Annotated in this window: 24 protein-coding genes; all 24 read right to left on the bottom strand. The window is 41.4% G+C overall.

The features are described 5' to 3' along the window. Positions 1-135: 135 nt before the first annotated feature. A complete protein-coding gene (locus WAM07_RS13820) occupies positions 136-1,269 on the bottom strand; it encodes a BMP family lipoprotein (RefSeq protein ID WP_422167744.1) in 1,134 nt (377 codons plus the stop codon). Between the two features lie 119 nt (positions 1,270-1,388). Further along, positions 1,389-2,114, bottom strand: a complete 726-nt coding sequence (locus WAM07_RS13815) for a GntR family transcriptional regulator (protein ID WP_422167742.1) — start codon at positions 2,112-2,114, stop codon at positions 1,389-1,391. 192 nt (positions 2,115-2,306) lie between these two features. Then, positions 2,307-4,619 carry a DNA translocase FtsK gene (locus WAM07_RS13810; RefSeq protein WP_422167740.1) on the bottom strand — a complete coding sequence of 771 codons (2,313 nt, stop codon included), beginning with the start codon at positions 4,617-4,619 and terminating at the stop codon, positions 2,307-2,309. A gap of 202 nt (positions 4,620-4,821) precedes the next feature. Next, positions 4,822-5,028 carry a YlzJ-like family protein gene (locus WAM07_RS13805; protein WP_422167738.1) on the bottom strand — a complete coding sequence of 69 codons (207 nt, stop codon included), beginning with the start codon at positions 5,026-5,028 and terminating at the stop codon, positions 4,822-4,824. Next, positions 5,025-5,750 (bottom strand): ClpP family protease, encoded by a 726-nt coding sequence (locus tag WAM07_RS13800; protein ID WP_422167736.1) that lies wholly within the window; start codon positions 5,748-5,750, stop codon positions 5,025-5,027. The genes WAM07_RS13805 and WAM07_RS13800 overlap by 4 nt, the downstream gene beginning before the upstream one ends. A gap of 135 nt (positions 5,751-5,885) precedes the next feature. Next, entirely contained in the window at positions 5,886-6,764 is an 879-nt protein-coding gene (gene dapA / locus WAM07_RS13795) for a 4-hydroxy-tetrahydrodipicolinate synthase (RefSeq protein ID WP_422167734.1), read from the bottom strand. Continuing rightward, positions 6,761-8,002 carry an aspartate kinase gene (dapG, locus tag WAM07_RS13790; protein WP_422167732.1) on the bottom strand — a complete coding sequence of 414 codons (1,242 nt, stop codon included), beginning with the start codon at positions 8,000-8,002 and terminating at the stop codon, positions 6,761-6,763. Before dapG ends, dapA begins: the two co-directional genes overlap by 4 nt. Positions 8,003-8,027: 25 nt before the next feature. Continuing rightward, positions 8,028-9,074 (bottom strand): aspartate-semialdehyde dehydrogenase, encoded by a 1,047-nt coding sequence (asd, locus tag WAM07_RS13785; protein WP_422167730.1) that lies wholly within the window; start codon positions 9,072-9,074, stop codon positions 8,028-8,030. 104 nt (positions 9,075-9,178) lie between these two features. Beyond that, positions 9,179-9,778, bottom strand: coding sequence for a dipicolinate synthase subunit B (locus WAM07_RS13780; RefSeq protein ID WP_422167728.1), 600 nt, complete (start codon positions 9,776-9,778; stop codon positions 9,179-9,181). Then, positions 9,768-10,670, bottom strand: coding sequence for a dipicolinic acid synthetase subunit A (gene dpaA, locus WAM07_RS13775; protein WP_422167726.1), 903 nt, complete (start codon positions 10,668-10,670; stop codon positions 9,768-9,770). Before dpaA ends, WAM07_RS13780 begins: the two co-directional genes overlap by 11 nt. A 304-nt stretch (positions 10,671-10,974) precedes the next feature. Further along, the gene (locus WAM07_RS13770) at positions 10,975-11,205 is read right to left on the bottom strand and encodes a YlmC/YmxH family sporulation protein (RefSeq protein WP_422167724.1); all 231 of its coding nucleotides are present in this window, start codon (positions 11,203-11,205) and stop codon (positions 10,975-10,977) included. A 17-nt stretch (positions 11,206-11,222) separates the two neighbouring features. Beyond that, positions 11,223-12,146, bottom strand: coding sequence for a polysaccharide deacetylase family protein (locus tag WAM07_RS13765; protein ID WP_422167722.1), 924 nt, complete (start codon positions 12,144-12,146; stop codon positions 11,223-11,225). Positions 12,147-12,254: 108 nt separating this feature from the next. Then, entirely contained in the window at positions 12,255-14,378 is a 2,124-nt protein-coding gene (gene pnp / locus WAM07_RS13760; protein WP_422167720.1) for a polyribonucleotide nucleotidyltransferase, read from the bottom strand. A gap of 122 nt (positions 14,379-14,500) precedes the next feature. Then, on the bottom strand, positions 14,501-14,770 hold the full coding sequence (gene rpsO, locus WAM07_RS13755; RefSeq protein WP_014643322.1) for a 30S ribosomal protein S15: 270 nt from the start codon (positions 14,768-14,770) through the stop codon (positions 14,501-14,503). 127 nt (positions 14,771-14,897) lie between these two features. Next, positions 14,898-15,818 carry a riboflavin kinase gene (locus tag WAM07_RS13750; protein ID WP_422167718.1) on the bottom strand — a complete coding sequence of 307 codons (921 nt, stop codon included), beginning with the start codon at positions 15,816-15,818 and terminating at the stop codon, positions 14,898-14,900. A 27-nt stretch (positions 15,819-15,845) separates the two neighbouring features. Beyond that, complete coding sequence (truB, locus tag WAM07_RS13745) at positions 15,846-16,742, bottom strand: tRNA pseudouridine(55) synthase TruB (protein WP_422167716.1); 897 nt, start codon at positions 16,740-16,742, stop codon at positions 15,846-15,848. 70 nt (positions 16,743-16,812) lie between these two features. Then, a complete protein-coding gene (rbfA, locus tag WAM07_RS13740; protein WP_422167715.1) occupies positions 16,813-17,163 on the bottom strand; it encodes a 30S ribosome-binding factor RbfA in 351 nt (116 codons plus the stop codon). Positions 17,164-17,190: 27 nt separating this feature from the next. Beyond that, a complete protein-coding gene (locus WAM07_RS13735; protein WP_014643318.1) occupies positions 17,191-17,469 on the bottom strand; it encodes a DUF503 domain-containing protein in 279 nt (92 codons plus the stop codon). Continuing rightward, positions 17,466-19,547, bottom strand: coding sequence for a translation initiation factor IF-2 (infB, locus tag WAM07_RS13730; RefSeq protein ID WP_422167712.1), 2,082 nt, complete (start codon positions 19,545-19,547; stop codon positions 17,466-17,468). Before infB ends, WAM07_RS13735 begins: the two co-directional genes overlap by 4 nt. 8 nt (positions 19,548-19,555) lie before the next feature. Next, a complete protein-coding gene (locus tag WAM07_RS13725) occupies positions 19,556-19,870 on the bottom strand; it encodes a YlxQ family RNA-binding protein (protein WP_422167710.1) in 315 nt (104 codons plus the stop codon). Continuing rightward, positions 19,867-20,142, bottom strand: a complete 276-nt coding sequence (gene rnpM, locus WAM07_RS13720) for an RNase P modulator RnpM (RefSeq protein ID WP_422167708.1) — start codon at positions 20,140-20,142, stop codon at positions 19,867-19,869. Before rnpM ends, WAM07_RS13725 begins: the two co-directional genes overlap by 4 nt. A gap of 12 nt (positions 20,143-20,154) precedes the next feature. Further along, positions 20,155-21,261 (bottom strand): transcription termination factor NusA, encoded by a 1,107-nt coding sequence (nusA, locus tag WAM07_RS13715; RefSeq protein ID WP_422167706.1) that lies wholly within the window; start codon positions 21,259-21,261, stop codon positions 20,155-20,157. 14 nt (positions 21,262-21,275) lie between these two features. Then, a complete protein-coding gene (gene rimP, locus WAM07_RS13710; RefSeq protein WP_422167704.1) occupies positions 21,276-21,752 on the bottom strand; it encodes a ribosome maturation factor RimP in 477 nt (158 codons plus the stop codon). A 347-nt stretch (positions 21,753-22,099) separates the two neighbouring features. Next, on the bottom strand, positions 22,100-25,642 hold a 3,543-nt coding region (locus WAM07_RS13705), incomplete at its 5' end, for a PolC-type DNA polymerase III (RefSeq protein ID WP_422167702.1).

The raw sequence follows: 25,642 nt of genomic DNA, 5'->3' as shown, positions 1-25,642 counted from the left end.
CCATCTATGCTCCAGTCCAAATACTCTCTTTAAAAATCATCAAATGAAGAGGGCCGGGTTTAACAACTCTTCATTTGATGATTTTTGGTCTATACAGTAAAAAAAGGCCGGCTTACACCAGCCTTTTTTTCATACTTATAAGGTATTCACATAAGTTTCTAATTCTTCACGAGTACTTGGTACATCTACCTCGCCATTGATAATTTTCTCTTTCCAATCTTCAATAGCTGTAATAATGTCGTCTGATAGAGCTTCTTCATTCGTACGTGCCAGGCTGATCGCGTCATCATCCAGGCCGTATTCAATGGTTTCTCCAGCTGGGAATTCACCATTCATGGCCTGCTTAGCCACATCCTGTACGGCAATATCCACCCGCTTCACCATAGAAGTAAGCGTTATATTATTGTCTCCAATTGCACCTTCTTCATGTTGGTCACGGTCAACACCTATCACCCATACGTCTTCATCTGGGTTATTTTTCTTAAGGTCTTTGGCTTGAGCAAAAACCCCGTTGCCCGTTGCACCAGAAGCGTGATATATAACATCTATTCCTTTAGAATACATATCGGAAGCAATCAATTTCCCATCATCCGGGGCGTCGAACGCCTCTGCATACTGTACATCCACTGTAATATCAGCATTTACAGATTTAACACCGGCCACGAAGCCAGCTTCAAATTTGTTAATTAAAGCTCCGTCTACTCCACCAACAAATCCAACTTTATTGGACTTGGTTTTCTTTGCTGCGGCCACGCCCGCCAGGAAAGAACCCTGGTGTTCTTTAAAAAGAATACTCGCAACGTTGTCACCTTCTGCGCCAGAGTCAACGATCGCAAAATTTGTATCAGGATATTGTGCAGCAACTTCTTCAATAGCTGGCTGTAATAAGTATCCAATTCCAAAAATTAAGTTATAATCTTGACGAACCAGGCGGTTCAGGTTTGTCGTATAGTCTGCATCACTTTCTGATTGAGCATAATCAAAACCTTCACCTTTCGACATTCCGTTTTCTTCACCAAATGCTTGCAGCCCTTCCCAAGCAGACTGGTTAAACGATTTGTCGTCCACGCCGCCTACATCTGTAACCATAGCTACTGAGAAATCTTCGTTATTGCCATTTTCAGAAGAGTTTTCCGTGTTGTTCTCACTATCTCCTCCTGAATCCTCTGCTGAGTCTCCTCCATCATCAGAAGCACCACATGCTCCAAGAACTAAACCAATGACTAATAAGAGTGAAAAAACTAAAAGAAAACGACGATTTTTAAACAAAATAACTCCCCCTAATTTATTAAGTTTGACGCCTGAAACCCTTTGGAGTGTTTCTTTTACCCTTTTTCAGCAAGCCTCACCTCCCAAAAATAGTCATTGGTACACACTATTGAAAACGCTTACACTCTTTTTCTTAAAACATGGAAACTGAATTTATCAGCCCTAAAGTAATTGGAAGACAGCAGCATTGGTTCATCATCCACGGTGTAATGCATTTGTTTTAATAAAAGTAAAGCTTGTTCTGGTTCGCAATTTAAGATTGGTGAAATTTTTTCATGATAACCAATAGGTTCGATGTGAGTGACCGCATAACTAATCGATTTCCCTGTGTATGCTTCAAGGATTCCAAACATAGAGTCTGCTTCACGAATTTGGTCAAGGGGCAGAAGTCCCTCAGGAATTTTATCAATGCAATAAACGACCGGCTCCTCGTCTGCTGTGCGGACACGTTCCACTTTTGCTAAATTATGTAGATCCATAACAGCGAATCGTTTACGGTCTTCTATAGTAGCCTCCACAAGTTCAGCTGTTAGATACTGCGTCCCTGGACGCATGCCCGACTTTGCAATCATCCCTGTTACACTATCAAGTTCCTCTATTCCGGAAGTAAAAAGCGGCTTAGGATTAACAAATGTCCCCACGCCATGTCTTCTAGTTACAACTCCTTCTTCTTCCAGGATTCGAAGTGCTTCTCTTAATGTCGCTCTTGAAACTCCAAGAGATTTGGATAATTGAAACTCAGAGGGTAATTTCTGCTTTTCGATGAAGATACCGTTTTCAATATCTTTTTTTATCTGTTCAATCACCTGCAAGTACAGGTGACGTGTATCGTGCTTTATGGACATTATCTACACCCCAAGTCTATTAAACTGCAATTAAGTGATCTGACATCTGACGTTTGACACATCATAATTTTTAATTAATATAACACTATTCCGCAAATAAATAAATAGAGTTAGGACATTTTTCTGTTTTGTCCTAACTCTATTTATGACTTAATAACTATTTTCAGCTATATTAGCTGCTCTGATGAGCAATTAAGAGGACTGTTCTTCCGATACTTGTGAGACGAGTACAGATCTTGGCTTACTTCCTTCATAGGGGCCTACGATACCATTATCCTCCATCGCATCAATTAACCGGGCAGCTCGTGTATAGCCTACCCTGAATCTTCGCTGAATCATAGATACACTGGCACTCTGCATCTCAATAACCATCTGTACCGCTTCAGGATAAAGATCATCATCTACTTCCTGCTTCACTTCATTTTCTTCTTCAGGAATCATCTCTTCCTGATATTGAGCTTTCTGCTGTTCTACGCAGAAATTGACCACACGTTCCACTTCTTCATCTGAAAGAAAAGCCCCCTGTACCCTGGTTGGCTTATTAGATCCAACCGGCGTAAAGAGCATATCCCCTCGGCCTAACAGTTTCTCTGCTCCTCCTGAATCCAAAATAGTTCTGGAATCTGTTTGTGAGGATACGCTAAAGGCAATACGTGAGGGAATGTTAGCCTTAATAACCCCTGTAATAACATCAACGGAAGGACGCTGAGTAGCGATAATTAAATGAATGCCGGCCGCACGTGCCATTTGGGCCAACCGGGTAATTGCGTCTTCAACCTCATTGGACGCAACCATCATTAAGTCAGCCAGTTCATCCACCAGTACCACGATATAAGGAAGCTGTGGCTGTGTATCTTCACTTTCTTTATTGTGTTTTTTTATATATTCGTTATAACTTTCGATATTTCGCGTACCTGTTTCTGAAAATAAATCATAGCGGCGTTCCATTTCTGATACAACTTTTTTAAGTGCACGTGACGCTTTTTTAGGATCAGTTACCACTGGAGCCAGTAAATGAGGAATCCCATTATATACATTTAACTCTACTTTTTTCGGATCGATCATCATCATTTTTACCTCGTGAGGTTTCGCTCGCATTAAAATGCTTGTAATAATACCGTTGATACATACACTTTTACCACTGCCTGTGGCTCCAGCTACAAGCAGGTGTGGCATCTTGTTTAACTCAGACATAACAGCCTCACCGGAAATATCTCTGCCCAGAGCAAAACTTAATTTTGCTTCTGTGTTGGACTTCCCTGTTTCCAAAACTTCCCTCAAAGAAACCATGGATATTTCCTGATTAGGAACTTCAATTCCTACAGCAGATTTCCCGGGAATGGGAGCTTCAATACGAATATCCTTTGCTGCCAGTGCAAGAGCCAGGTCATCATTTAAATTAACTATTTTACTTACTTTAACACCGGTATCTGGATAAACCTCATACTTCGTAACGGCAGGACCGACATGCACTTTGGTCACTTTCGCTTTGACCCCGAAACTCTGAAACGTTTTTTCAAGTTTGCGAACCGTTGCCTGAATGTGGGAACGACCTTGACTTTGGGGACTCGAAGTGGGTTCATCCAAAAGCTCCATACTAGGCAGTTGATAATCGAAATTTTCTAATTCAGCGGTCGGCATGGATTTCTCCAGACCGGGTTCCTCTCCCTCATAATCTTCTTTAGGAGAAATATTTTCGGATAATAATTGTGTTTCCGTTTTATCTTCATTTGCGTAAGCATGATCTGTAAAGTCCTGAATAATTGGTTCAGCTGAATTTTCATATTCACTAGTCTCAGGCTCATTCATTTCAATAACCGTCGTTTCTTCAGGTTGTTCTCGCTGGGATTTTTTTTCTTTAGGATGAGACCTTGATTCTTTAATGCGCTTGACCTGGTCCTGTAATATGTCTTTTCCTTTGTTTCCAACTACACTTACGAAGTTGCCAATTGACCATTCACTAATAAATATTATCCCGATTAAAAATAGGAAGAACGACAAAATAGCAGCTCCAGTACCTGAGAAGAGAAAATAGGTTATGGATAGCAGAAAGGCCCCGGAAAGTCCGCCGCCGATACTATAGAAAGACAACTCTCCCCGCATCATTCCGGTAATCCGTTCCCAGGTCATAGCTAAAATCGAACCTTCACCTGCTGCCAGTTCATCGGATAAAGTTTCTAAGTGAGTAAACAATAAAAGCGAGACAAATACAATATATACTCCAATTAAACGTTTATGTAGGAAAGACGGCCAACTCCTCTTAACCATTAAGAAGACACCAAGTATTAGAAAAAATAGTGAAGCTACAAAATACCAGACCCCGAAGAAAAACTGCCAGATACGCTCAAGTCCACCAGGTACAGCTCCATCGCTGATAGCTGAAGCTCCACTTCCAAAGACAGCAATTAAGATAAACAGCAGTCCCATCAATTCAAATTTAACTTGCTGTTTTAATCCTGATTGCTTTTTCTTAGATTTTGAAGAAGATTTTCTTTTTCTAGCCATTAAATAGACACCTCCATATTAGTTGTTTTTACTTCTGCACGCCGGGCACCCTTTTATTCATCTATGCACACCAATTAGTTTCAAAGAATAATAGAAGCAGCTTGAAAAGAGAAGGATGCCGACTGTCTCTTCTGAGAAGGAGAAGAAAACATGTTCGACATCCTGACTAACCATTATTATTATACCACATGAAAAGAGTGTGTTACGAGTCCAACCATTGTCCTGGCTGCAGGGATGGATCCATATAATGCGCTGGATCCGTGGACAAAACTTGCACAATTTGTTTTTTTCCATCGCCCATATCCTGACATTTTACAGAACACTTTTTGACCTGATTGTAAATAATTTGCTGCTCTTTTTCATGGGAAGGGAAAATATCGTATTCACTAAGTGGCGTATAATGAATCATTGAACGACCTTCTTCTCATTTTCTTTATTATGATCAATTAATTCATTCAGTTTACTCATTGCTTCTTTAACTCCGCCCACAGCATTGATAAGACCATTGTCTACGGCTTGTTGACCGACAACATTTGTGCCTATATCACGTGTAAGATTACCTTTTGCAAACATGAGTTCTTTAAATTTCTCCTCGTCCACATTGGAATGTCTAGTAACAAAATTAACTACTCGATCCTGCATCTTATCCATGTACTCAAATGTTTGCGGAACACCTATGACTAGTCCGGTCATGCGGATCGGATGAATGGTCATAGTAGCTGTTTCAGCAATAAATGAATAATCAGCGGAAACAGCAATTGGAACGCCAATGGAATGCCCACCACCGAGAACGATGGAAACAGTAGGTTTAGACAAAGAAGCAATCATTTCAGAAATCGCAAGTCCCGCTTCCACATCTCCACCCACAGTATTTAATAGTACGACTAATCCTTCGATTTTTGGATTTTGCTCAATTGCTATAAGCTGGGGAATCATATGTTCATATTTCGTAGTTTTGTTTTGAGAAGGCAGTTGGACGTGACCTTCAATTTGACCAATTATCGGAAGCACATGAATATTGGAATCAGCCGGCTGAGGTACATTAGATTGACCAAGCTGCTGGATCTTATCAACAATGGACGATTGCCCTTTGGATTTATCCTTTTCCTGTTCTTGAGGAGATTCTTTCATAAGGCAGGGCTCCTTTCGCTCTTTTCACGTAGTATGACTCAAGCATGCTGCTCTCATACATGTGATTAACTTAAAAGCACCCATTCCACTCCTGCCAATAAAGAAACCGAAAAGGGATTACACTCCCTCTTCGGTTCAATTTGACTTTACATTATTGATAATCTGCTGAATGGACTCGAGATCTTTATCTGACAAAGGTACTAAAGGTAAGCGAACTCCTCCGGTATCGATTCCAATCATCTGTAAAGCAGCTTTCACCGGTGTAGGAGAGGGTGCACTAAACATCCCCTTCATTAAGGGTAGGAGTTTTCGGTGAAGAGCAGCAGCTTCCTTATCCCTTCCTTCTTCATAAAGCTTAAGCATTGTCTGCATTTCATTTCCAATAATATGGCTGGAAACAGAGATAATGCCATGAGCTCCGATTGCGTATGAAGGCAGTGTAAGGTTGTCATCGCCACTATATAACGAGAAAGAATCGTCTGTTCGAGAAATAATTTCCGACATTCCGTCCAGATCTCCCGTCGCTTCCTTCACAGAAACAATATTTTTAATATGGGAAAGAGATACAACAGTATCCGGAGTCAGCCGAACGACGGATCTTCCTGGAACATTGTAGATCATTACGGGTAAGTCAATAGCTTCCGCAATGGTTTTAAAATGTTGATAAAGTCCTCTTTGGTCCGGTTTATTATAATAAGGAGTTACCAGCATGACTGCGTCGACTCCTGCTTCTTCTGCCCGTTTGGATAGATGAATGGACTTATCTGTACTGTTGCTTCCAGAACCCGCAATCACAGGTACACGCCCTTTAACTACCTGAACCACCTGTTTCCAAATTTCCACTTTTTCATCCGCTGAGAGTGTGGGCGATTCACCTGTTGTACCCGCCACTACTAATCCATCTGTTCCATTGGCTAATAAATAATCGACCAGTTCCGCTGTTTTCTTTAAATCGATCTTCCCATGATTATCAAAAGGGGTAACCATGGCTGTTAAGACTTTCCCGAAATTCATGATGTTCTTTCCCCTTTCACCATTTCTACGTTGAGCTGGAAAGATTCGTGAAGCGCATTAACAGCCTGAACAAGGTCCTCTTCTTTAATCAGCACCCATATTGTAGTATGAGAGTCGGCTGATTGGAGAATCTGGATACCGGAGTCTGTTAGAGACTGAACGATTTTAGCCGTAACGCCAGGAAAACCGGCAATTCCCGCTCCTACCGTAGAAACTTTTGCACACTTTTCTTTAATTTCAGGTTCATACCCTAAATCCTCAAGGATGCTGACCGCTTTTTTTGTATAAATATGATTGATGGTATAAATGACACCGCTTGGAGAAATGTTGATGAAGTCAACTGAAATGTTGGCAGCAGCCATGGACTTAAATACATCGGATTGTAATTTTGAGGGATCTTCTTTTGAGAGAACTTTAATTTGAGTCAGTCCCGTCATGTGGGCGATTCCCGTCACAACGCGATCGGAAATATCTTTACCCGCAGGTGGTTCCTTTATTCCAGTTACCAGCGTTCCTGGCAAGTCTGAATAGGTTGAACGAACACGAAGAGGCACTTTAGCGTACATGGCAATTTCAACTGCTCTAGGATGGATAACCTTCGCTCCTTGATAGGCCAAATTACAGATTTCATTATACGTAATCACATTTAAAGCCCGAGCAGATGTAACCACTCGTGGGTCTGCAGTCATAATTCCTTCTACGTCGGTAAATATATCAATGAACTCAGCTGATAATGCTGCTCCAAGTGCTGCAGCAGAGGTATCACTGCCTCCTCGGCCGATCGTAGTCGTTTCTCCTTTATCCGTCTGTCCCTGAAAACCGGCCACTACTACAACGTCATGAGATTCAAGCTCTTTATATATTCTTGCCGGATTCATTCGAATAATTTTAGCTCTTGTAAAATCATCATTCGTTAGAAATCCTGCCTGCGCTCCTGTTAAAGAAACAGTTGAAATCCCTTCATTCATTAACTCATGTGTAAAAACAATGGAGGAGATGGTCTCCCCGCACGACATCAGGAGATCCTGTTCTCGCTCTGACACCAGAGTGTCCGGATAATTAACCAAACTTAAGATCGTGTCTGTCGCATAGGGGCTTCCTTTCCTTCCCATTGCCGACACAGTAACGACCACTTTATATCCTTCATGAAGGGCTTTTTTGACATGAGTGATGGCCCGGGACCTGCTTTCCCGATCCCGGACCGAAGTTCCTCCAAATTTTTGTACAAGCAGCTTCATTCGGCCACCTCAACTCATAAAAAGTTTACAGCCATTGATTAGCAACTATTCGCTCTGCAATTTGAACTGAATTCCATGCGGCCCCTTTTAAGAGGTTATCGGAGACTACCCATAGATGGAATCCTCGGTCTTCATCCAAATCTTTACGAATGCGTCCAACAAATACATCCTTCTTTTCAGCAGAACTTAATGGAGTTGGATAGGTTTGCGTAGCAGGATCATCCTGCAGCACAATACCTGGAGCTTCTGCTAATAGACGCTGGATTTCTTCCACTGATACACCGTCTTGTTCAATCTCAATATATACACTTTCCGCATGAGACGTGAAAATCGGTAAACGAACACATGTGGCTGCAACAGATAACTTTGGCATATGCATGATTTTTTTAGTTTCATTAATCATTTTCATTTCTTCAAATGTGTATCCATTATCTTGAAAAACATCAATTTGTGGCAGGGCGTTAAAGGCAATCGGGTAATGCTTTTCATCTCCTTTAGCAGGTAAAATATTAGCTTCAAGCTCCTCCCCGTTTAGGAACGCCTGAGATTGTTCTCTCAGTTCATCATTAGCTTCATTTCCAGCACCTGAAACGGCCTGATAAGTGGAAACGATCACCCGATTAATCCCCAATGATTTCCTGATAGGTTCCAAAGCAGCGACCATTTGAATCGTGGAACAATTCGGGTTGGCTATAATGCCTTTATGATTTTTAATGTCTGCTTCATTCACCTCAGGAACCACAAGAGGTACATCTTCAGCCATACGGTATGCGCTCGTATTATCGATGACTACAGCACCTTTTTTTACGGCTTCCGGAGCTAGTTTTTTTGAGACGGATCCACCAGCTGAGAATAGTGCAATGTCTATATCTGCGAAACTTTCAGGAGTCGCTTCTTCTACCACGTACTCTTTTCCTTTAAATGTTGTCTTGAGTCCAGCAGAACGACTGGATGATAAAAGTTTTAATTGATTAATTGGAAAGTCTCGATCTGCAAGTGTTTCAAGCATCTTTTGACCGACTGCTCCTGTAGCACCTACTACAGCAACGTTATATGTGTTGGATTGGCTCATCATTATTAACCCCTTTTCTATATTTATTATTAGAATAGTTGCATTTGTCACTATTTTTGCTATTTTATCATATTACCACCGTAAGTTGGCGTGAAACAGGAAATTTACTCTTTATAACGTTCAATTAATAAAGGCTGAAGCTGTTTGCCTTCGATCGCTTTCTCAATCGTCTTCGGGATAAGTGTCATATCAGCTACTAAAGAGTTTGGTTTTTTATATGGATGATCCTGCCCAAGTGGCACAAAATATATATTCTTCGTGGCCATCAACCGCATCACATTTACACCGTTCAACCCTAAAGCATCGTTTGTCGAAATAGCTACAACTACTGGACTTTCATTTCTAAGAGTTGCTTTCGCAGCCATTAGTACAGGCGAATCCGTTAGTGCGTTAGCGAATTTACTGGTGGAATTACCCGTCATAGGTGCGATTACCATACAGTCCAGCGGACGTTTAGGCCCCAGTGGTTCAGCGTCTGGTATGGTCATGATCGGTTTCTCCCCGGTAATCTCTTCAATTGTTTTCAAGTGATCGGCAGCATCCCCAAAACGAGTATCCGTTTTTTGAACAGTATACGATAAAATTGGAACTACGATCGCTCCCAAACTTACAAGCTCACGCATGACTGGAAATACTTCGTGATACGTACAATGAGAGCCAGTCAGACCGAACCCTATTGTTTTTCCTTTTAAACTATGCGTCATGATCGATCTCCTTTCTAATGTTCTTACTTAATAAGCGATAGACCACATCAGCGATGATCTGCCCTGCTGTTTTGGGGGCTACAATACCAGGGAGACCGGGTGCAAGAATAGCCTTAATTCCTCTTTTATCTGCATAGGAGAAGTCGGTTCCCCCTGGTTTGGATGCAAGGTCCAGAATTAAGGCATGGGAAGGAAGCTGCTTTATCATGGAAGCGTCAACAACAAGTTGAGGAACAGTATTTAACAGAATATCGCACTCCAGGTCTACATCTTGAAGGTTTGTCATGTCAATTGGAGTTAAGCCCATCTCATAAACCCTTGCTGCACTTTTAGAAGATCTCACACCTACGGAGACCTCCGCCCCAAGGTGATCAAATGTTCTGGCAAGCCCCATTCCCACGCGTCCTAATCCAAGAACGATTACTCTCGATCCATGAATGGTGAAGTCCGTATGCTGAATCACCAGCATGAGTGTACCTTCTACAGTGGGGATGGAGTTAAATATAGCGACATCGTCACGATCCATTAATGGAATAAGTGATCGATTGACACGTTTGGTTAAATCATTTAGATAGTTATTTGAAATCCCTGTAAAAATCAAGCAATGTTCAGGGGTCTTCTTCAGCCAATCTTCCGATATTGATATCAGACGGTTTGAAAAAATCCCGTCCACATTCCCTTCTTCATCCATTCCAGGAATGGGGAGGATGATCGCATCCAATTGTTTTACCTGATCACTTTCAAAGTCAAGGTCGATGGCCTCAGTAAAACTTTCATTCAACTGATTGAAGCCGGCTATATAAACAGTTGCACCCCAACCATTCAACCTTCGAATGATTTCGATCTGTCGGGCATCGCCCCCTATAACCGCTACATGAAATCCTGTCAGCATGCCGGATGTCTCCTTTTTTCTATGATCTCATCTCCTTGTATCCTATGCCGTACCATGCAGTTAGTGAAAGCAAATCAATGGGGGTATTTCTAAGAAATAAAAATCACTAAAAAAACCATCTTATAATTGATAAGATGGTTTTCTTGTATTCACTTTAAGGTTTACTTGCCTTGGATTTTGATGTAATTGTCTGGCTTTCTACCCCTCTGCGCTATGAGGTGGTGGCAAGCCAACGATTTCAATAGCAATCCGAAACGGATTTCTGCAAAATCAGAAGCATGCCTGAGAATTAACATTTATAAAGCTATTTTTTTAATAAAATCGTATCTTCGCCAATTGTCTGGATCTGTTCCCAATCAATGATTAATTCTTTTCTAGCAGGACCGATGCCTGTGATTCCGTTATTTTGAATAACAATAGATTGTATTCTCCCTGTGCTCGGATCAAATATAAGGTCCGCTCTTCCAAGTACACCCAGTTTTTGGCCATTTTCTACATCAATTACTTCTTTTTTAGCTAGTGATTTTAACCTCATTATGGTCCACCCTTTCCTTAACGTTCTTCACTGAGCAATGTCGGAAGAGAACCGATCCGGTAATTTTCTTTCTTAATCGATTCAATAAGATCAGGCAGACTGTCGGCAGTAACTTCTGTAGGATGCATTAAAATAGTAGCTCCATTATGGATGCGTCCCATCACTCGGTTCACCAGAACGTCTTGAGTCGGTTTTTTCCAGTCAATGGTATCCACAGTCCACAGTACAGTTTCCATTCCCATCTCGTGAGCTGCTTCAACCGCCGCCATGTTATAACTGCCTGACGGGGGTGCAAAGTATTTAACTTTCGTCTTGGTCAGTGCAAATAACCATTCATCAGCTTGTTCCAGATTGTTTCTTGCTTCCTCTTTCGTCATCCGACCCATATCTTTATGGTTATACCCATGAGTGCCAATTGTATGCCCTTCTTCTTCAATCATTTGAACCAGTTCATTAAATTTTTGCGCAAATGCTCCGTCAACGAAGAAAGTAGCTTTCACTTGATGCTTATTTAAAGTTTCAATCATATCTGGAATATATTCTTCGCCCCAGGATACATTGATGAGAAATGAAACCATTGGCTTCTCCGGATGCCCCCTGTAGATAGGAGAAGGGGGTAAATCACTCAGTGAAACCTTAGGCTTAACCAGTTTAAACACGAGAAGTTTCGGATCAAACTTCCCTTTTTCTTTCATCTTTAAATATGAAGCTTCCACATCCACAGAACGACCAATAATACCAGGGGTTTTCTTCCATACAGAGTCAATTCGTGCATCTTCAGCTTTCCATTCAAAATTACTTTTTTGTTCTTCGATCTTCTGATAAAGAGCATCACTTCCTGAAACCGGAACTTCAGTCCTTCCAGCTGTCTGATAAGCCAGTCCAACTCCTGCAATGAAAAAAATAACCATAAAAAAAAGTCCAACTTTTCTTACTTTCATAAGATCCACTCCTAAAAAAAGTGTATGAAAGTAAAAAACTAGTTAGACCCTTACAACGAAAAAAAAGAAACTGGCAAGCCAGCATCTTTATTTTCATTTAAATTGGAGCTACTGCTCTGTGTTAGCTTCCTGTTTTTTCTTCTCTTCTACAAGAATCGCTTTACGAGAAAGATTGATTCGTCCCTGATTGTCAATTTCTTTGACTTTCACTTTAATAATATCACCTATAGAGACAACATCCTCAACTTTACCGATACGCTCTTCCGCCATTTCAGAAATGTGCACAAGACCTTCTTTTCCTTTGAATAATTCTACAAAGGCTCCGAATTTCTCAATGCGCTTAACTTTACCATCGTAAACTTCGCCTGCTTCTACTTCGCGAACGATGTCTTCAATGATCTTCTGTGCATTAGCGTTCATATCAGCGTCCGTAGAAGATATAAAGACGGTTCCATCCTGCTCGATATCGATTTTAACGCCAGTGTCTTCGATAATCTGATTAATTTGTTTTCCGCTTGGTCCAATAACATCACGGATTTTATCAGGATTGATTTTCATTGTCATAATCTTCGGAGCATACTGAGAAAGACCGCTTCGTGTTTCTGGCAGTGTTTCAAGCATATGACCCAGAATTTCCATACGGCCTTTTTTAGCTTGACCTAGTGCTTCTTCAAGAATTTCACGGGATAACCCTTCAATTTTAATATCCATTTGAAGAGCGGTTACACCTTTTTCAGTACCAGCTACTTTAAAGTCCATGTCTCCAAGTGCATCTTCCATTCCCTGGATATCCGTCAATATCGTATAATCATCGCCGGATTTTACAAGGCCCATGGCAATTCCAGCTACCGGAGCTTTAATAGGAACACCTGCATCCATCATGGCCAGTGTACTAGCGCAAATACTTGCTTGTGATGTAGAACCATTAGATTCCAGAACTTCTGATACCAGACGGATTGTGTAAGGAAATTCAGTTTCTGATGGAATTACTACTTCTAGAGCACGCTCACCTAAAGCACCATGTCCAATTTCACGGCGGCCAGGTCCACGGATAGGACCAGTTTCGCCCACAGAGAATTTTGGAAAGTTATAATGGTGCATGAAACGCTTGGATTCTTCTAAATCCAGTCCATCTAGAATTTGAACATCACCTAAGGCACCTAAGGTACATACACTAAGAGCCTGGGTTTGTCCTCTTGTAAACAACCCTGAGCCATGCGTCCGAGGGAGTAAACCTACACGGGAAGTCAAGGAGCGAATTTCATCTACGCCTCTTCCGTCTGGACGAACTTTATCCTTCGTGATTAAGCGGCGCACTTCGGTTTTCACGATATTCTCCAGAATGGCTCCCACTTGTTTGATCGTTTCCTCATCTGCTTCTTGTTCTTCATAAGAAGCAATTACGTCGCTTTTAGCCTGCTCGATCGCATCTTCTCTGGCTTTTTTCTCTTCTGTTTTAATAGCAGAAACGATCGAAGCTGTTGCTTCTTCTTCAACTTTTTGTTTCAGTTCAGATTCAAGATCGAACAAATGGACTTCCATTTTTTCACGGCCAACAGCTGCAATGATTTCTTCCTGAAACTCAACTAGTCGTTTAATCTCTTCATGCCCAAACATAATCGCTTCTAACATGTCTGCTTCCGGAACTTCCTGAGCCCCTGCTTCTACCATGTTGATCGCATCTTTCGTTCCGGCTACTGTTAAGTCAATATCACTTTTCTCTTGTTCTTCAACAGTCGGATTAATAACAAATTCTCCATCTACTCGGCCAACAATAACCCCGGCGATAGGTCCTTCAAAAGGAATGTTAGATATGCCCAGGGAGATAGACGAACCAAGCATCGCTGCCATTTCTGACGAACAATTCTGATCCACACTCATTACCGAGCTGATGACTTGAACATCATTACGGAAACCTTCAGGAAAAAGAGGACGAATTGGACGGTCGATCAAACGGGAAGCCAAGACAGCTTTATCACTTGGACGCCCTTCTCGCTTAATAAAACCTCCTGGGATTTTACCAACCGCGTATAAACGCTCTTCATAATTAATTGTTAACGGGAAAAATGGAAGGTCCTTCGGTTCTTTGGACCCCGTTGCTGTAGAAAGAACGGTTGTATCTCCATAATGGATAAGTGCGGCACCATTAGCTTGTTTCGCTAATTCGCCTACTTCCACAGAAAAAGTACGGCCGGCCACATCAATTGAAAACACTTGCTTTTCATCTGCCATATAAAACTTAACTCCTCTCAAAAATAACTCATTAGTACAAGTAAGGGTTTAAACTCAGTTTACACCCTTATGTATGTAAACATACAGAAAAAGCGGGAATACTCCCGCTTTTTCTACCATCATTAACGACGCAAGCCAAGACTTTTAATTAAATCACGGTAACGTGTAATGTCATTATTACGCAGGTAGTTCAATAGGTTACGGCGTCTACCTACCATTTTAAGCAAGCCACGACGAGAGTGGTGGTCCTGCTTGTGAGTACGTAAATGCTCATTCAATGCATTAATCTTAGCTGTAAGTACAGCAATCTGTACATCAGAAGATCCTGTGTCATTGTCATGAGTCTTGTACTCATTGATTAGTTCTTGTTTACGTTCTTGTGTGATAGCCATTATAGCTACACCTCCTGAAAAAATTTAAAATTCCCATTCCCCGAGCGGACGTCGGAGTTACGTGCCGCCAAGCGAAGGTTCCATAGTAAAGAGTACAATTTTTGAAGGCAAAATGCAAGGATAACCTTTAACCTATGCGAAAAAACTGTCGGATATCCTCTTTGGCTTTTTCCCTTTGGCTGCTTCGTTCACTCAATTGATCAGAGAGATTTTCTTCTCTAATCAATTGATGAAAATAAACGATAAACTCTGCAGGGACATTAGAGTCTGAACTTTCAAGGAAGTGAAGACAAATTTTCTGATTCGTTGTTTCACTTCTTGTAAGCTGATCATGCTCGATAATCGCCATTCCTTTGTAGTCCCTTTGATCATTCGAGATCGTTACAGCATAAATGCCGGGGTGAGGAAGGTAATAAGAGGAGCTGATATCGATGGAAAAACACGTTTTCGAAGTCTTTTCACTTCTTTCTCCTCTAACCGAAAACTTTCGTCCTAAAAGCTTCTGAACTTCAGAAACATTTCCTTCATCAAGTAAGGCACGAATTCTTGTAGAACTGACTTTATCCTCATCCTGGGCAACTTTTCTAACTACTGTATGAGTGAACCGTCCCTTAGCATGTTCAGGTAGCGTTTCCATCGATCCCTTCCCCTTATGGCCATAACTGAAGTCATATCCTGCTACGACGTGCTCCACTTTTAAACTAGCAAAATATTCATCTACAAATGATTGAGGAGATAATGCAGCAAGATCTTTATCAAAATGGATAACAAATAAATAATCTACTCCCATATTTTCAAGAATCTCCTCTTTTTCTTTAAGGGGAGTAATGTAGTGGGCATGCTGTTTTTCTTTTTTTAAAACTACAGAAGGATGTGGGTCAAAGGTCATCACTGCACTTTTTAAGCTTAATTCATGGGCTTTCTTTATAGCCGTACTAATCACCTGCTGATGCCCCTTATGGATCCCGTCAAAGAAACCTACAGCTGTCACGTTTGGTTCCAAATCTATTGAGTCCGATGACGATTGCGACAGACGAAACGTTTTCAATTCACTCACCTGCTTTATTACTTATTATTAAAAGACTCGTAAGGGCTTGATATATCCAGCCTTGGTTGGATGCTGCTGATATATGGCTAACGCTTCTTCTCCACACAGTACTAAAAAGTTATCCGCATCAAGATGTTCAGGTTTGTCTAATACCCTCCCATGTTGAATCAGCGTCTTCATATCTTTCGTTACCTCCCAAGATGGCATATGAGAAAGCCCTCTTTTAATGGGTAATAGCAGCTCGTGATGTTTATTTTCATCCACTTTACGTTGAATTTCTTCAAATCGATAACACTCTTGCTCAGAAATATCAGCTGTTTGAGTACGCACAAGGGAAGACATATGAGAAGGATACCCAAGTGCTCGTCCCAAATCCGCGCAAAGCGTTCGGATATAGGTTCCTTTTGAACATACAACCCGAATAGAAAAGGAAGCGGTTTCTTCTTCAAATACTAAATCACGACTCGTGACGTCTATTTGTTCAATTCTAACCTGACGCTTAGGTCTTTCGACTTCAATGCCTTCTCTAGCATACTCGTATAACTTCTTCCCTTTTACTTTAACAGCTGAATACATAGGAGGAATCTGAATAATATCCCCCTGGAAAGAAGGTATTTCTTCTTTAATTTTTTCTAAGCTTAGTGAAGGACTTACTGCTTTTCTCTCGATTATTTCACCTTCAGAATCTTCTGTTGCTGTGGAGTACCCAATCCTCACCGTAGCTTCATATACCTTGATCGTATCTGTCAAAAATGGAACGATCTTAGTAGCTTTTCCTACACATAAAGGTAATACTCCTTCTACTTCTGGGTCAAGCGTTCCCGTATGACCAATTTTTTTAGTTTTTAACATCCCTCTAGCTTTACTTACACAATCATGGGAAGTAAATCCTTTAGGCTTCCATAATGGAAGAATCCCATCCATGAAACCACCTCAAAGTAAGTTTTTTATACACATAGAATCCGTGCTGCAGGAGCACGGATTCGTCATAATTTCAGCTATCTGTGTCATTTAAATCGCGAAGAATCGTTTCAATACGATTCCCATGTTCAATCGCCTCATCAAACTCAAACATAATTTCCGGAGTCTTACGAAGACGAATACGCTGACCGATCTCAGAGCGTATGAACCCTTTAGCTTTGGCTAACCCAACAAGGGTATCATGTTTTTGTTTTTCATCTCCTAATACAGAAATGTAAATTTTAGCTTGTTGCAAATCGCCAGTGACTTTTACTTCCGTCACTGTCACAAAGCCCACACGAGGGTCCTTGATTTTTTTGCCGATAATATCGCTTAATTCTTTTTTCATTTGTTCTCCGACACGATTAGCACGTAAATCATTCATAACTTCTTCACCTCTTCTGAACGAACGTTATAGCCATTCCAGAACGGTTTCCGTTCTTTCCAATTCTGGAAAAGAATCGATGAAGGACAGGGTCCTTTGAATGGTTTGTTCGGCTATAACCTTATCACTGGCTATCGTAACTAAACCGATACATGTGCGCTGCCAGAGATCTTGATAATCAAGTTCACTTACAGCTACATTGAATTCGTTTTGAATCCTTGTTTTCACACGCTTGAGGACCGACCTTTTTTCCTTCAGCGACTGAGCATCATAAATGATGCACTCGATCTCAGCACTCAAAATCATGTGCGTTCGATTTCCTGCATTTCATATGGCTCAATAATATCTCCTACTTTAATATCGTTAAAGTTCTTAATCGTAATTCCACACTCGTATCCTTGCTGGACTTCCTTCGTATCATCTTTGTAACGTTTAAGAGCATCGATTTCCCCATCGAATATAACGACTCCATCGCGGATAATACGTACTCCGGAGTTACGGGATATCTTTCCATCGGTTACATAAGAACCGGCTATTGTGCCCACCTTGGAAACTTTGAAGATTTCACGAACTTCAACTTGACCTATGATCTTTTCTTCATATTCAGGATCAAGCATTCCTTTCATGGCTGCTTCAATCTCTTCCATTACTTTATAGATAATGTTATGAAGACGAATCTGTACATCTTCGGATTCAGCAGCTTTTCGGGCATTTCCATCTGGACGAACATTAAATCCGATAATGATACCATTAGAAGCAGCGGCCAGGGCAACGTCCGATTCTGTTATAGCGCCCACCCCAGTATGGATGATTTTAACTTTAACGCCTTCAACATCAATTTTCTCAAGAGAACCTGCAAGAGCTTCTACGGAACCTTGAACATCACCTTTAACAATCAGGTTAATATCTTTAATATCTCCTTGTTTGATTTGTTCAAACAAATCGTCCAGGCTGACTTTAGCTGTAGAGCTCCGATTTTGTTCAAGAGCCTTCTGAGCGCGTGCTTCGCCGATGGAGCGTGCTTTCTTCTCATCTTCATATACGAGGAAGCGATCGCCTGCTTGAGGTACATTATTTAAGCCAGTTATTTCTACAGGAGTTGACGGGCCTGCCACTTTCACACGGCGTCCGATGTCATTAACCATGGCACGTACACGTCCGTAAGTATTTCCAACAACTACGGAGTCACTTACATTAAGCGTTCCATTTTGTACGAGAAGGGTTGCAACAGGGCCACGACCTTTGTCTAGCTCTGCTTCAATAACCGTTCCATATGCAAGACGGTCAGGATTAGCTTTCAATTCTTCCATTTCAGAAACGAGGACAATCATTTCAACTAACTCGTCGATTCCTTCTCCTTGAACGGCAGACATTTTCACAAAAATGGTTTCTCCACCGTAGTCTTCAGCAATTAACTCATATTCCATTAATTCCTGCATGACACGATCAGGGTTTGCCCCTTCTTTATCCATCTTATTAACCGCAACGATAATAGGAACTCCAGCCGCTTTTGCATGGCTGATGGCTTCCTTCGTCTGCGGCATAACGCCGTCATCCGCTGCTACTACTAAGATGGCAATATCCGTAACCTGCGCCCCACGGGAACGCATGCTGGTAAAGGCAGCGTGACCTGGTGTATCAAGGAAGGTAATTTGTTTCTCATCATGTTCGATTTGATAAGCACCGATATGCTGTGTAATTCCGCCAGCTTCTCCTTCAGTTACTTTCGTATGACGAATTTGATCGAGCAACGTAGTTTTACCATGGTCTACGTGACCCATAATGGTTACGACAGCTGGACGTTCTTTCAAGTCTTCAGGATTATCATCAAATGTCATGTTTTCAATGTCCGTTTCGTCAACGATCACTTCTTCTTCTACTTCCACATTAAATTCATCACAGATCAATTCAATGGAATCAGCCTCAAGCTCCTGATTTTTTGTAGCCATTACACCGAGAAACATTAATTTTTTGATGATTTCAGAAGAATCTTTGTTTAGCTTTTCAGCCAGTTCTCCTACAGTTAAGCTCCCAGAAAAGGTAACTTTTTCTGGAGTTTGTTTCTTCTGCTTTTTCTGCGGAGTCTGCTGCTGGTTGGAAGGCTTTTGATTTTTCTGGTTTTTATTCTTATTGTTTTTCTGGTTTTTCTGATTTGGTTTTTGCTGCTTGTTAGAAGATTTATTATTCTTCTGGCTATCTGTCTTTTTGGCTTCAGTATTTGGCTGATTCTTGCCAAAAGCCTGATCCAATTGTTTCGCCACATCATCCTCTACGGTTGACATGTGGTTGGAAACTTCAACATTCATCTTTTTCAATTGCTCAATTACTTGTTTGCTAGCTAATTCATTTTTCTTGGCATATTCATATACGCGCATTTTAGTCATATATATCTTCACCCCCGAATAGATTCATCGAGTAGCGATTGCAACTTTTTCGCAAATCCTTGGTCAAGAACTGCGATCGCGACTCTCCCTGCCTTTCCGATGGCATGTGATAGTGTTTCCCGATCATCCACCATATAGCAAGGTATATCATAAAAGCTGCATTTGTCTGTCAGCTTTTTTTTTGTTTGTTTTCCTGTGTCAGAAGCGATAAGAACGATTTTTGCTCTGTTTTTTTGGATATCACGAACAATCGCTTCTTCTCCAAGTGTACACTTTCCGGCTCCGAAAGCTAAACCTAATAAATTCAAATAACGTTTGTTCATTTTTCGTCTGCCTTAATTGTAGCTTTTAGTTCTTCATAAACGGCTGCGTCTACGGATGTATTCAAATGTCGATTTAACACCTGGTGTTTTTCTGCTTTTTCTATAACATCAAGGTCTCTTGAGAGGTATGCTCCTCGTCCGTTTTTTTTACCGGATTCATCCACAAAGACTTCTCCTTCTTTATTTCGGACGACCCTGATCAACTGTTTCTTTGGGTACATTTCCTGAGTAACTATACACTTTCTGAGTGGTTGTTTTTTAGAACGGGCCATAAGTACCCCTCCTTACTCATCAAACAATTCATCTTCTATTTCTTCGTCAACATCAGTATGGTCACTTTCATCAAGCAGACCCTGATCACGTGCTTCACTTTCACTCTTAATGTCAATCTTCCAGCCAGTTAACTTCGCTGCAAGACGTGCATTCTGTCCACGTTTACCTATTGCGAGTGATAGTTGATAATCAGGAACGATAACCGTTGTAGCTTTTTCATCTTCGTCGACAAGAACTTCCACAACTTTGGAAGGACTCAGGGCGTTAGAAACATATTCAACCGGGTCTTCCGACCACTGAACAATGTCAATTTTCTCACCCTTTAGTTCATTAACGATAGCCTGTACACGCTGTCCTCGTTGACCAACGCAAGAGCCGACGGGGTCAATTTCCTGGTCTTCAGCGTAAACAGAGATTTTTGAGCGGTCCCCAGCTTCACGTGCCACAGATCGTACTTCTACGGTGCCATCATAAATTTCAGGAACTTCCATTTCAAATAACCGCTTCAATAGTCCAGGATGTGTGCGGGAGACATAGATGTGAGGACCCTTGTTACTATTTTCCACCTTCGTAACGAATACTTTTAAACGATCATGAACTTCATAAGTTTCCGTTGGCATTTGTTCCCCTTCAGGCAGCCTAGCTTCAATTTTTCCAAGGTTAACATACACGAATCGTGGATCTTTCCGCTGAATAATGCCTGTCATGACATCTTCCTCACGATCCACATATTCACCATAAATAATACCGCGCTCAGCTTCGCGGACACGCTGAGTCACTACTTGTTTCGCTGCCTGAGCTGCAATACGTCCGAAGTCCATAGGTGTAACTTCAACTTCAATGACATCTTCTTCTTCATAGTTAGGATCAATTTCTTTCGCGCTTTCTAAAGAAATTTCCTGCTGGGGATCCATTACTTCATCCACAATTGTTTTTCTGGCAAATACTTTCATGCTGCCTTCATCTTCATTAATATCTACCCGAACATTAGTGGCTGAATTAAAGTTCTTCTTATAAGCAGAAATTAACGCAGCTTCAAGTGCTTCCAACAACAAACCTTTGTCGATGCCCTTTTCCTTTTCTAAATAATTCATGGCATCAAATAGTTCACTACTCAACAGTTTTCTCCCCCTTAGTTAAACGTGACAGCCAGATTCGCCTTAGCAATTTTGCTGAATGGTACTTCCAGCTGTTTCTTTTTTGTTTTTATTCGAATTTCTACTATTGCTGTTTCATTTTCAAAAGAAACGAGCGTTCCTTCGAACTCTTTTTCTTGATCAATGGGTTCGTATAGTTTCATATATACATGTTCGCCTACATACTTTTTAAAATCTTCTTGAGTTTTTAAAGGTCTCTCAGCTCCGGGTGAGGCTACTTCTAAAAAGTATGGAAACTCAATAGGGTCTTCTTCATCAAGTTTTTCACTCAGTTTTTCAGAAACCTGACCACACTCTTCAATATCTACGCCTTCAGGTTTATCGATAAAGACACGAAGGTACCAGTTCTTCCCTTCCTGTTTATACTCGACCTCTACCAACTCCAGGTTCATATCTTCCAAAATTGGCTGCACGAGCTTTTCTGTAACGGATGTTACATGATGATGACTCATGATCTTCCCTCCTTTAAAAACACTTTCATACATTTTAATTTAGTATGGCATTCAATCATTGATTTCATTTCAATTCTGCTTAAGCGGTGAAGACTAAAGAAGGTCCACGAGAAACCGCTATGAATTAAATCATAGCGGTCGAGTCAAACGGGCTTGAAGCCTCTAATGGTTCCGGTTTCTTGACAGTCATCAGCGTTAAATATGACGAAAGAGTGGGTTGCCCCACTCTTCTGGTCGTTCATATCGCTCTTCTCACCATAAAAAAATATACCATAGATGCTTAAAATATGCAATAGAGGAAGAGCGACACCACTCTTTAGAGGTGTACACACTTCCTTTGCTTTCACTTAAAAGAGGGAGAGCTGGTTCTCGTCCGGCATTCCTTCCAAACAACCGAAGTTGTCCAAATATTCAAGGACAGTTTTTGAAATTCGGCTTCTTTCTCTTAGATCCTGTTTAGATAAGAATTCTCCTTCTTTTCTCGCTTTAACAATATTAATAGCCGCATTCGTGCCCAATCCATCAACCGCATTAAACGGCGGAATCAATTGGTTGCCTTCCACAATAAAGTCAGTTGCACTTGATTCATACAGGTCCACATTCTTAAAGCCATATCCTCTTTCACACATTTCCAGGGAAAGTTCTAATACAGTCATTAAGTTTTTTTCCTTTGGTGTTGCATCCAGCCCTTTAGCCTGAATTTCCTCTATGCGCTTTCGGATGGCTTCTGATCCTTTAACCATAGTATCTAACTCAAAGTCACTGGCTCTTACTGTAAAATAAGCCGCATAAAAATAGATAGGATAATGAACTTTAAAGTAAGCAATACGTACAGCCATCAGTACGTAAGCAGCAGCGTGAGCTTTAGGGAACATGTACTTGATCTTTTTACAAGAATCAATGTACCAATCTGGTACACCATGTTTCTTCATTTCTTCAATCCATTCGTCCTGTAGCCCCCGGCCCTTACGAACAAATTCCATAATCTTAAAAGCCAGAGAAGGCTCAAGACCTTTATGCATGAGATATACCATAATGTCATCACGACAGCCTATAACTTCAGGAAGCGTACAAATCCCATCATTGATCAGCTGTTCCGCGTTTCCAAGCCAAACATCCGTACCATGAGACAGACCCGATATAATGACTAATTCAGCAAACGTACTAGGCTTCGTATCCTCTAGCATCTGCCGCACAAATCTTGTTCCAAATTCTGGTACGCCAAGCGTCCCTGTCTTGCACATAATCTGTTCAGCATTAACCCCCAGTGCTTCCGGGCCACTGAATATTTTCATCACTTCTGGATCGTCCACAGGGATTTCCTTCTGATCAATTCCACTTAGATCCTGAAGCATACGAATAACCGTGGGATCATCGTGCCCAAGTATATCAAGCTTCAGGAGGTTATCGTGAATCGAGTGGAAGTCAAAGTGTGTGGTCCTCCATTCCGACTTTGTATCGTCGGCTGGAAACTGAATGGGAGAAAAATCATAAATCTCCATATCATCCGGTACTACGATAATTCCTCCAGGGTGCTGACCAGTGGTACGCTTAACGCCTGTACACCCTTGCACCAAACGGTCAATTTCTGCATTTTTATACTGCAGCTGATGATCGCCCGCATACCCTTTCACATAACCATAAGCGGTTTTTTCAGCTATAGTTCCTATGGTTCCTGCACGAAACACATTGTCTTCACCAAATAGATATTTCGTATAATTGTGAGCTTGAGGCTGGTATTCACCTGAGAAGTTCAGATCGATATCCGGTACTTTGTCCCCTTTAAATCCTAAGAATGTTTCAAAAGGGATGTCCTGTCCATCTTTACGGAAAGCTGTACCACACTCAGGACAATCTTTCTCTGGGAGATCAAACCCACTTCCCACAGATCCGTCAGTAAAAAATTCATGGTACTGACATGCTGGACATACGTAATGAGGCGGTAAAGGGTTTACTTCGGTAATGTCCGTCATCGTTGCCACAAACGAAGATCCTACAGAACCACGTGAACCTACGAGATATCCGTCTTCCAGAGATTTGGTTACGAGCTTCTGGGAGATTAAATAGATGACAGCGAAACCATGCCCAATTATACTCTCCAGCTCTTTTTCCAGTCTTTTTTCAACAAGCTCCGGTATTGGATCGCCATATAGGCTTTTTGCTTTATTATAGGACATCTCTCGAATTTCCTGATCTGCACCTTCAATATTAGGGGTGAAAAGATCTTCTTTCACTGGAGTTACTTCCCCAATTTGAGACATGATTTTGCGGGTATTCGTTACTACGAGCTCTTTAGCCTTGGCGTCACCGAAAAATGACAGCTCTCCCACCATCTCATTTGTGGTTTTGAAGTGAACGTCAGGCAGAGTTTGTCGATTAAGCGGGTTTCCGCTTTGTGAAGCAATCATAATTTGCCGGTATTGCTTTTCATGAGGCTCGACATAGTGGGTATTCCCCGTGGCAACCACTGTTTTTCCAAGCCGTTCTCCCATTGCAACCAGTCTTTTCAGAATGTCATAGATTTGAGCTTCGTTCTGAACCAGATCTTTCTCGAGTAGATGATAGTAATTACCAGGGGGCTGAATTTCGATATAGTCATAAAAGTCAGCAACCTTTTCTGCTTCTTCCTCTGACTTTTGCATGATCGTTTCGAACACTTCACCCTTATCGCACCCAGAGCCTACAAGAATGCCCTCTCTCAGTTTAGCTAAGCGTGACCTTGGTATCCTTGGCACACGATAAAAGTAATCCACATGCGCCTCTGAAACTAATTTATAAATGTTTTTAAGACCGGTGCTGTTTGTAGCGAGGAGAGTGCAGTGAGAAGGACGTGACCGCTGATATGCTTTTCCTTCGCCCATATAATCATTTAAGTTCTTATGATTGGTAATACCACGCTCCATCGCTCGTTTAAGGAGCTTCCACAATAGATAACCGGTAGCTTCTGCATCATAAATAGCCCTGTGGTGTTGGGTTAATTCAATATCGAACTTTTTACACAGCGTATTTAATCGATGGTTCTTAAGCTCTGGTACAAGAAACCTCGCCAGTTCAAGCGTATCAATAACCGGATTTTGAGCTTTCTCATATCCAATCGTCGTGAAGCCTGCATTTAGGAATCCCATGTCAAAGCTTGCATTGTGAGCAACGAGAATATCGTTTTCCATCCATTGATGAAAGTCTTTTAATACCTCTTCAATCTCAGGAGCATCTTTGACCATGTCATCTGTAATTCCAGTTAAATCCACCGTCGTTTGAGACAGAGCCTGGTGAGGATTTGCAAAGGATTCGAACCGATCAATAATTTCTCCGCCCCTCACTTTAACAGCAGCAAGCTCAATGATTTTATCATAAACAGCTGATAGACCCGTTGTTTCTACGTCAAAGACGACATAAACATCAGACTCAAGATCCCGGTCCTGTTCTTCATATGCAATCGGAACCCCATCATCGACCAGATTTGCCTCAAGACCATAAATAACTTTAATCCCGTTTTTTTCACCAGCTGCATGAGCATCCGGATAAGCCTGGACCACAGCATGGTCTGTAATCGCGATTGCCTCATGTCCCCATTCTGCCGCCTTAGCGATAAGTCTCCCTGGAGAAACCGGAGCGTCCATTTGACTCATAGTCGTATGAGAATGAAGCTCAATTCGTTTTTCTCCTTCTGGAGCTTCGTCTTTGCGCAGGATCGGTTTAATTTCGTTAATGTCATTAGCCATCATGGTGAGTTCGCTTGTGAAATTATCTGTTTGAATACTTCCCCGTGCCTTAATCCACAGACCTTGTTTTACATGCTTAAACATCTCCGCATGATCATCTCCACGAGAAAACATTTTTATGGAGAAAGAATCCGTGTAATCCGTAACTTTAAGAAGTAATAAAAACCT

Origin of the sequence: Halobacillus sp., assembly GCF_049282395.1 — a bacterium.
Classification (GTDB): domain Bacteria; phylum Bacillota; class Bacilli; order Bacillales; family Halobacillaceae; genus Halobacillus.
Note: the sequence above shows the minus strand (reverse complement) of the source record. Positions and strands in the feature narration are given on the sequence as shown.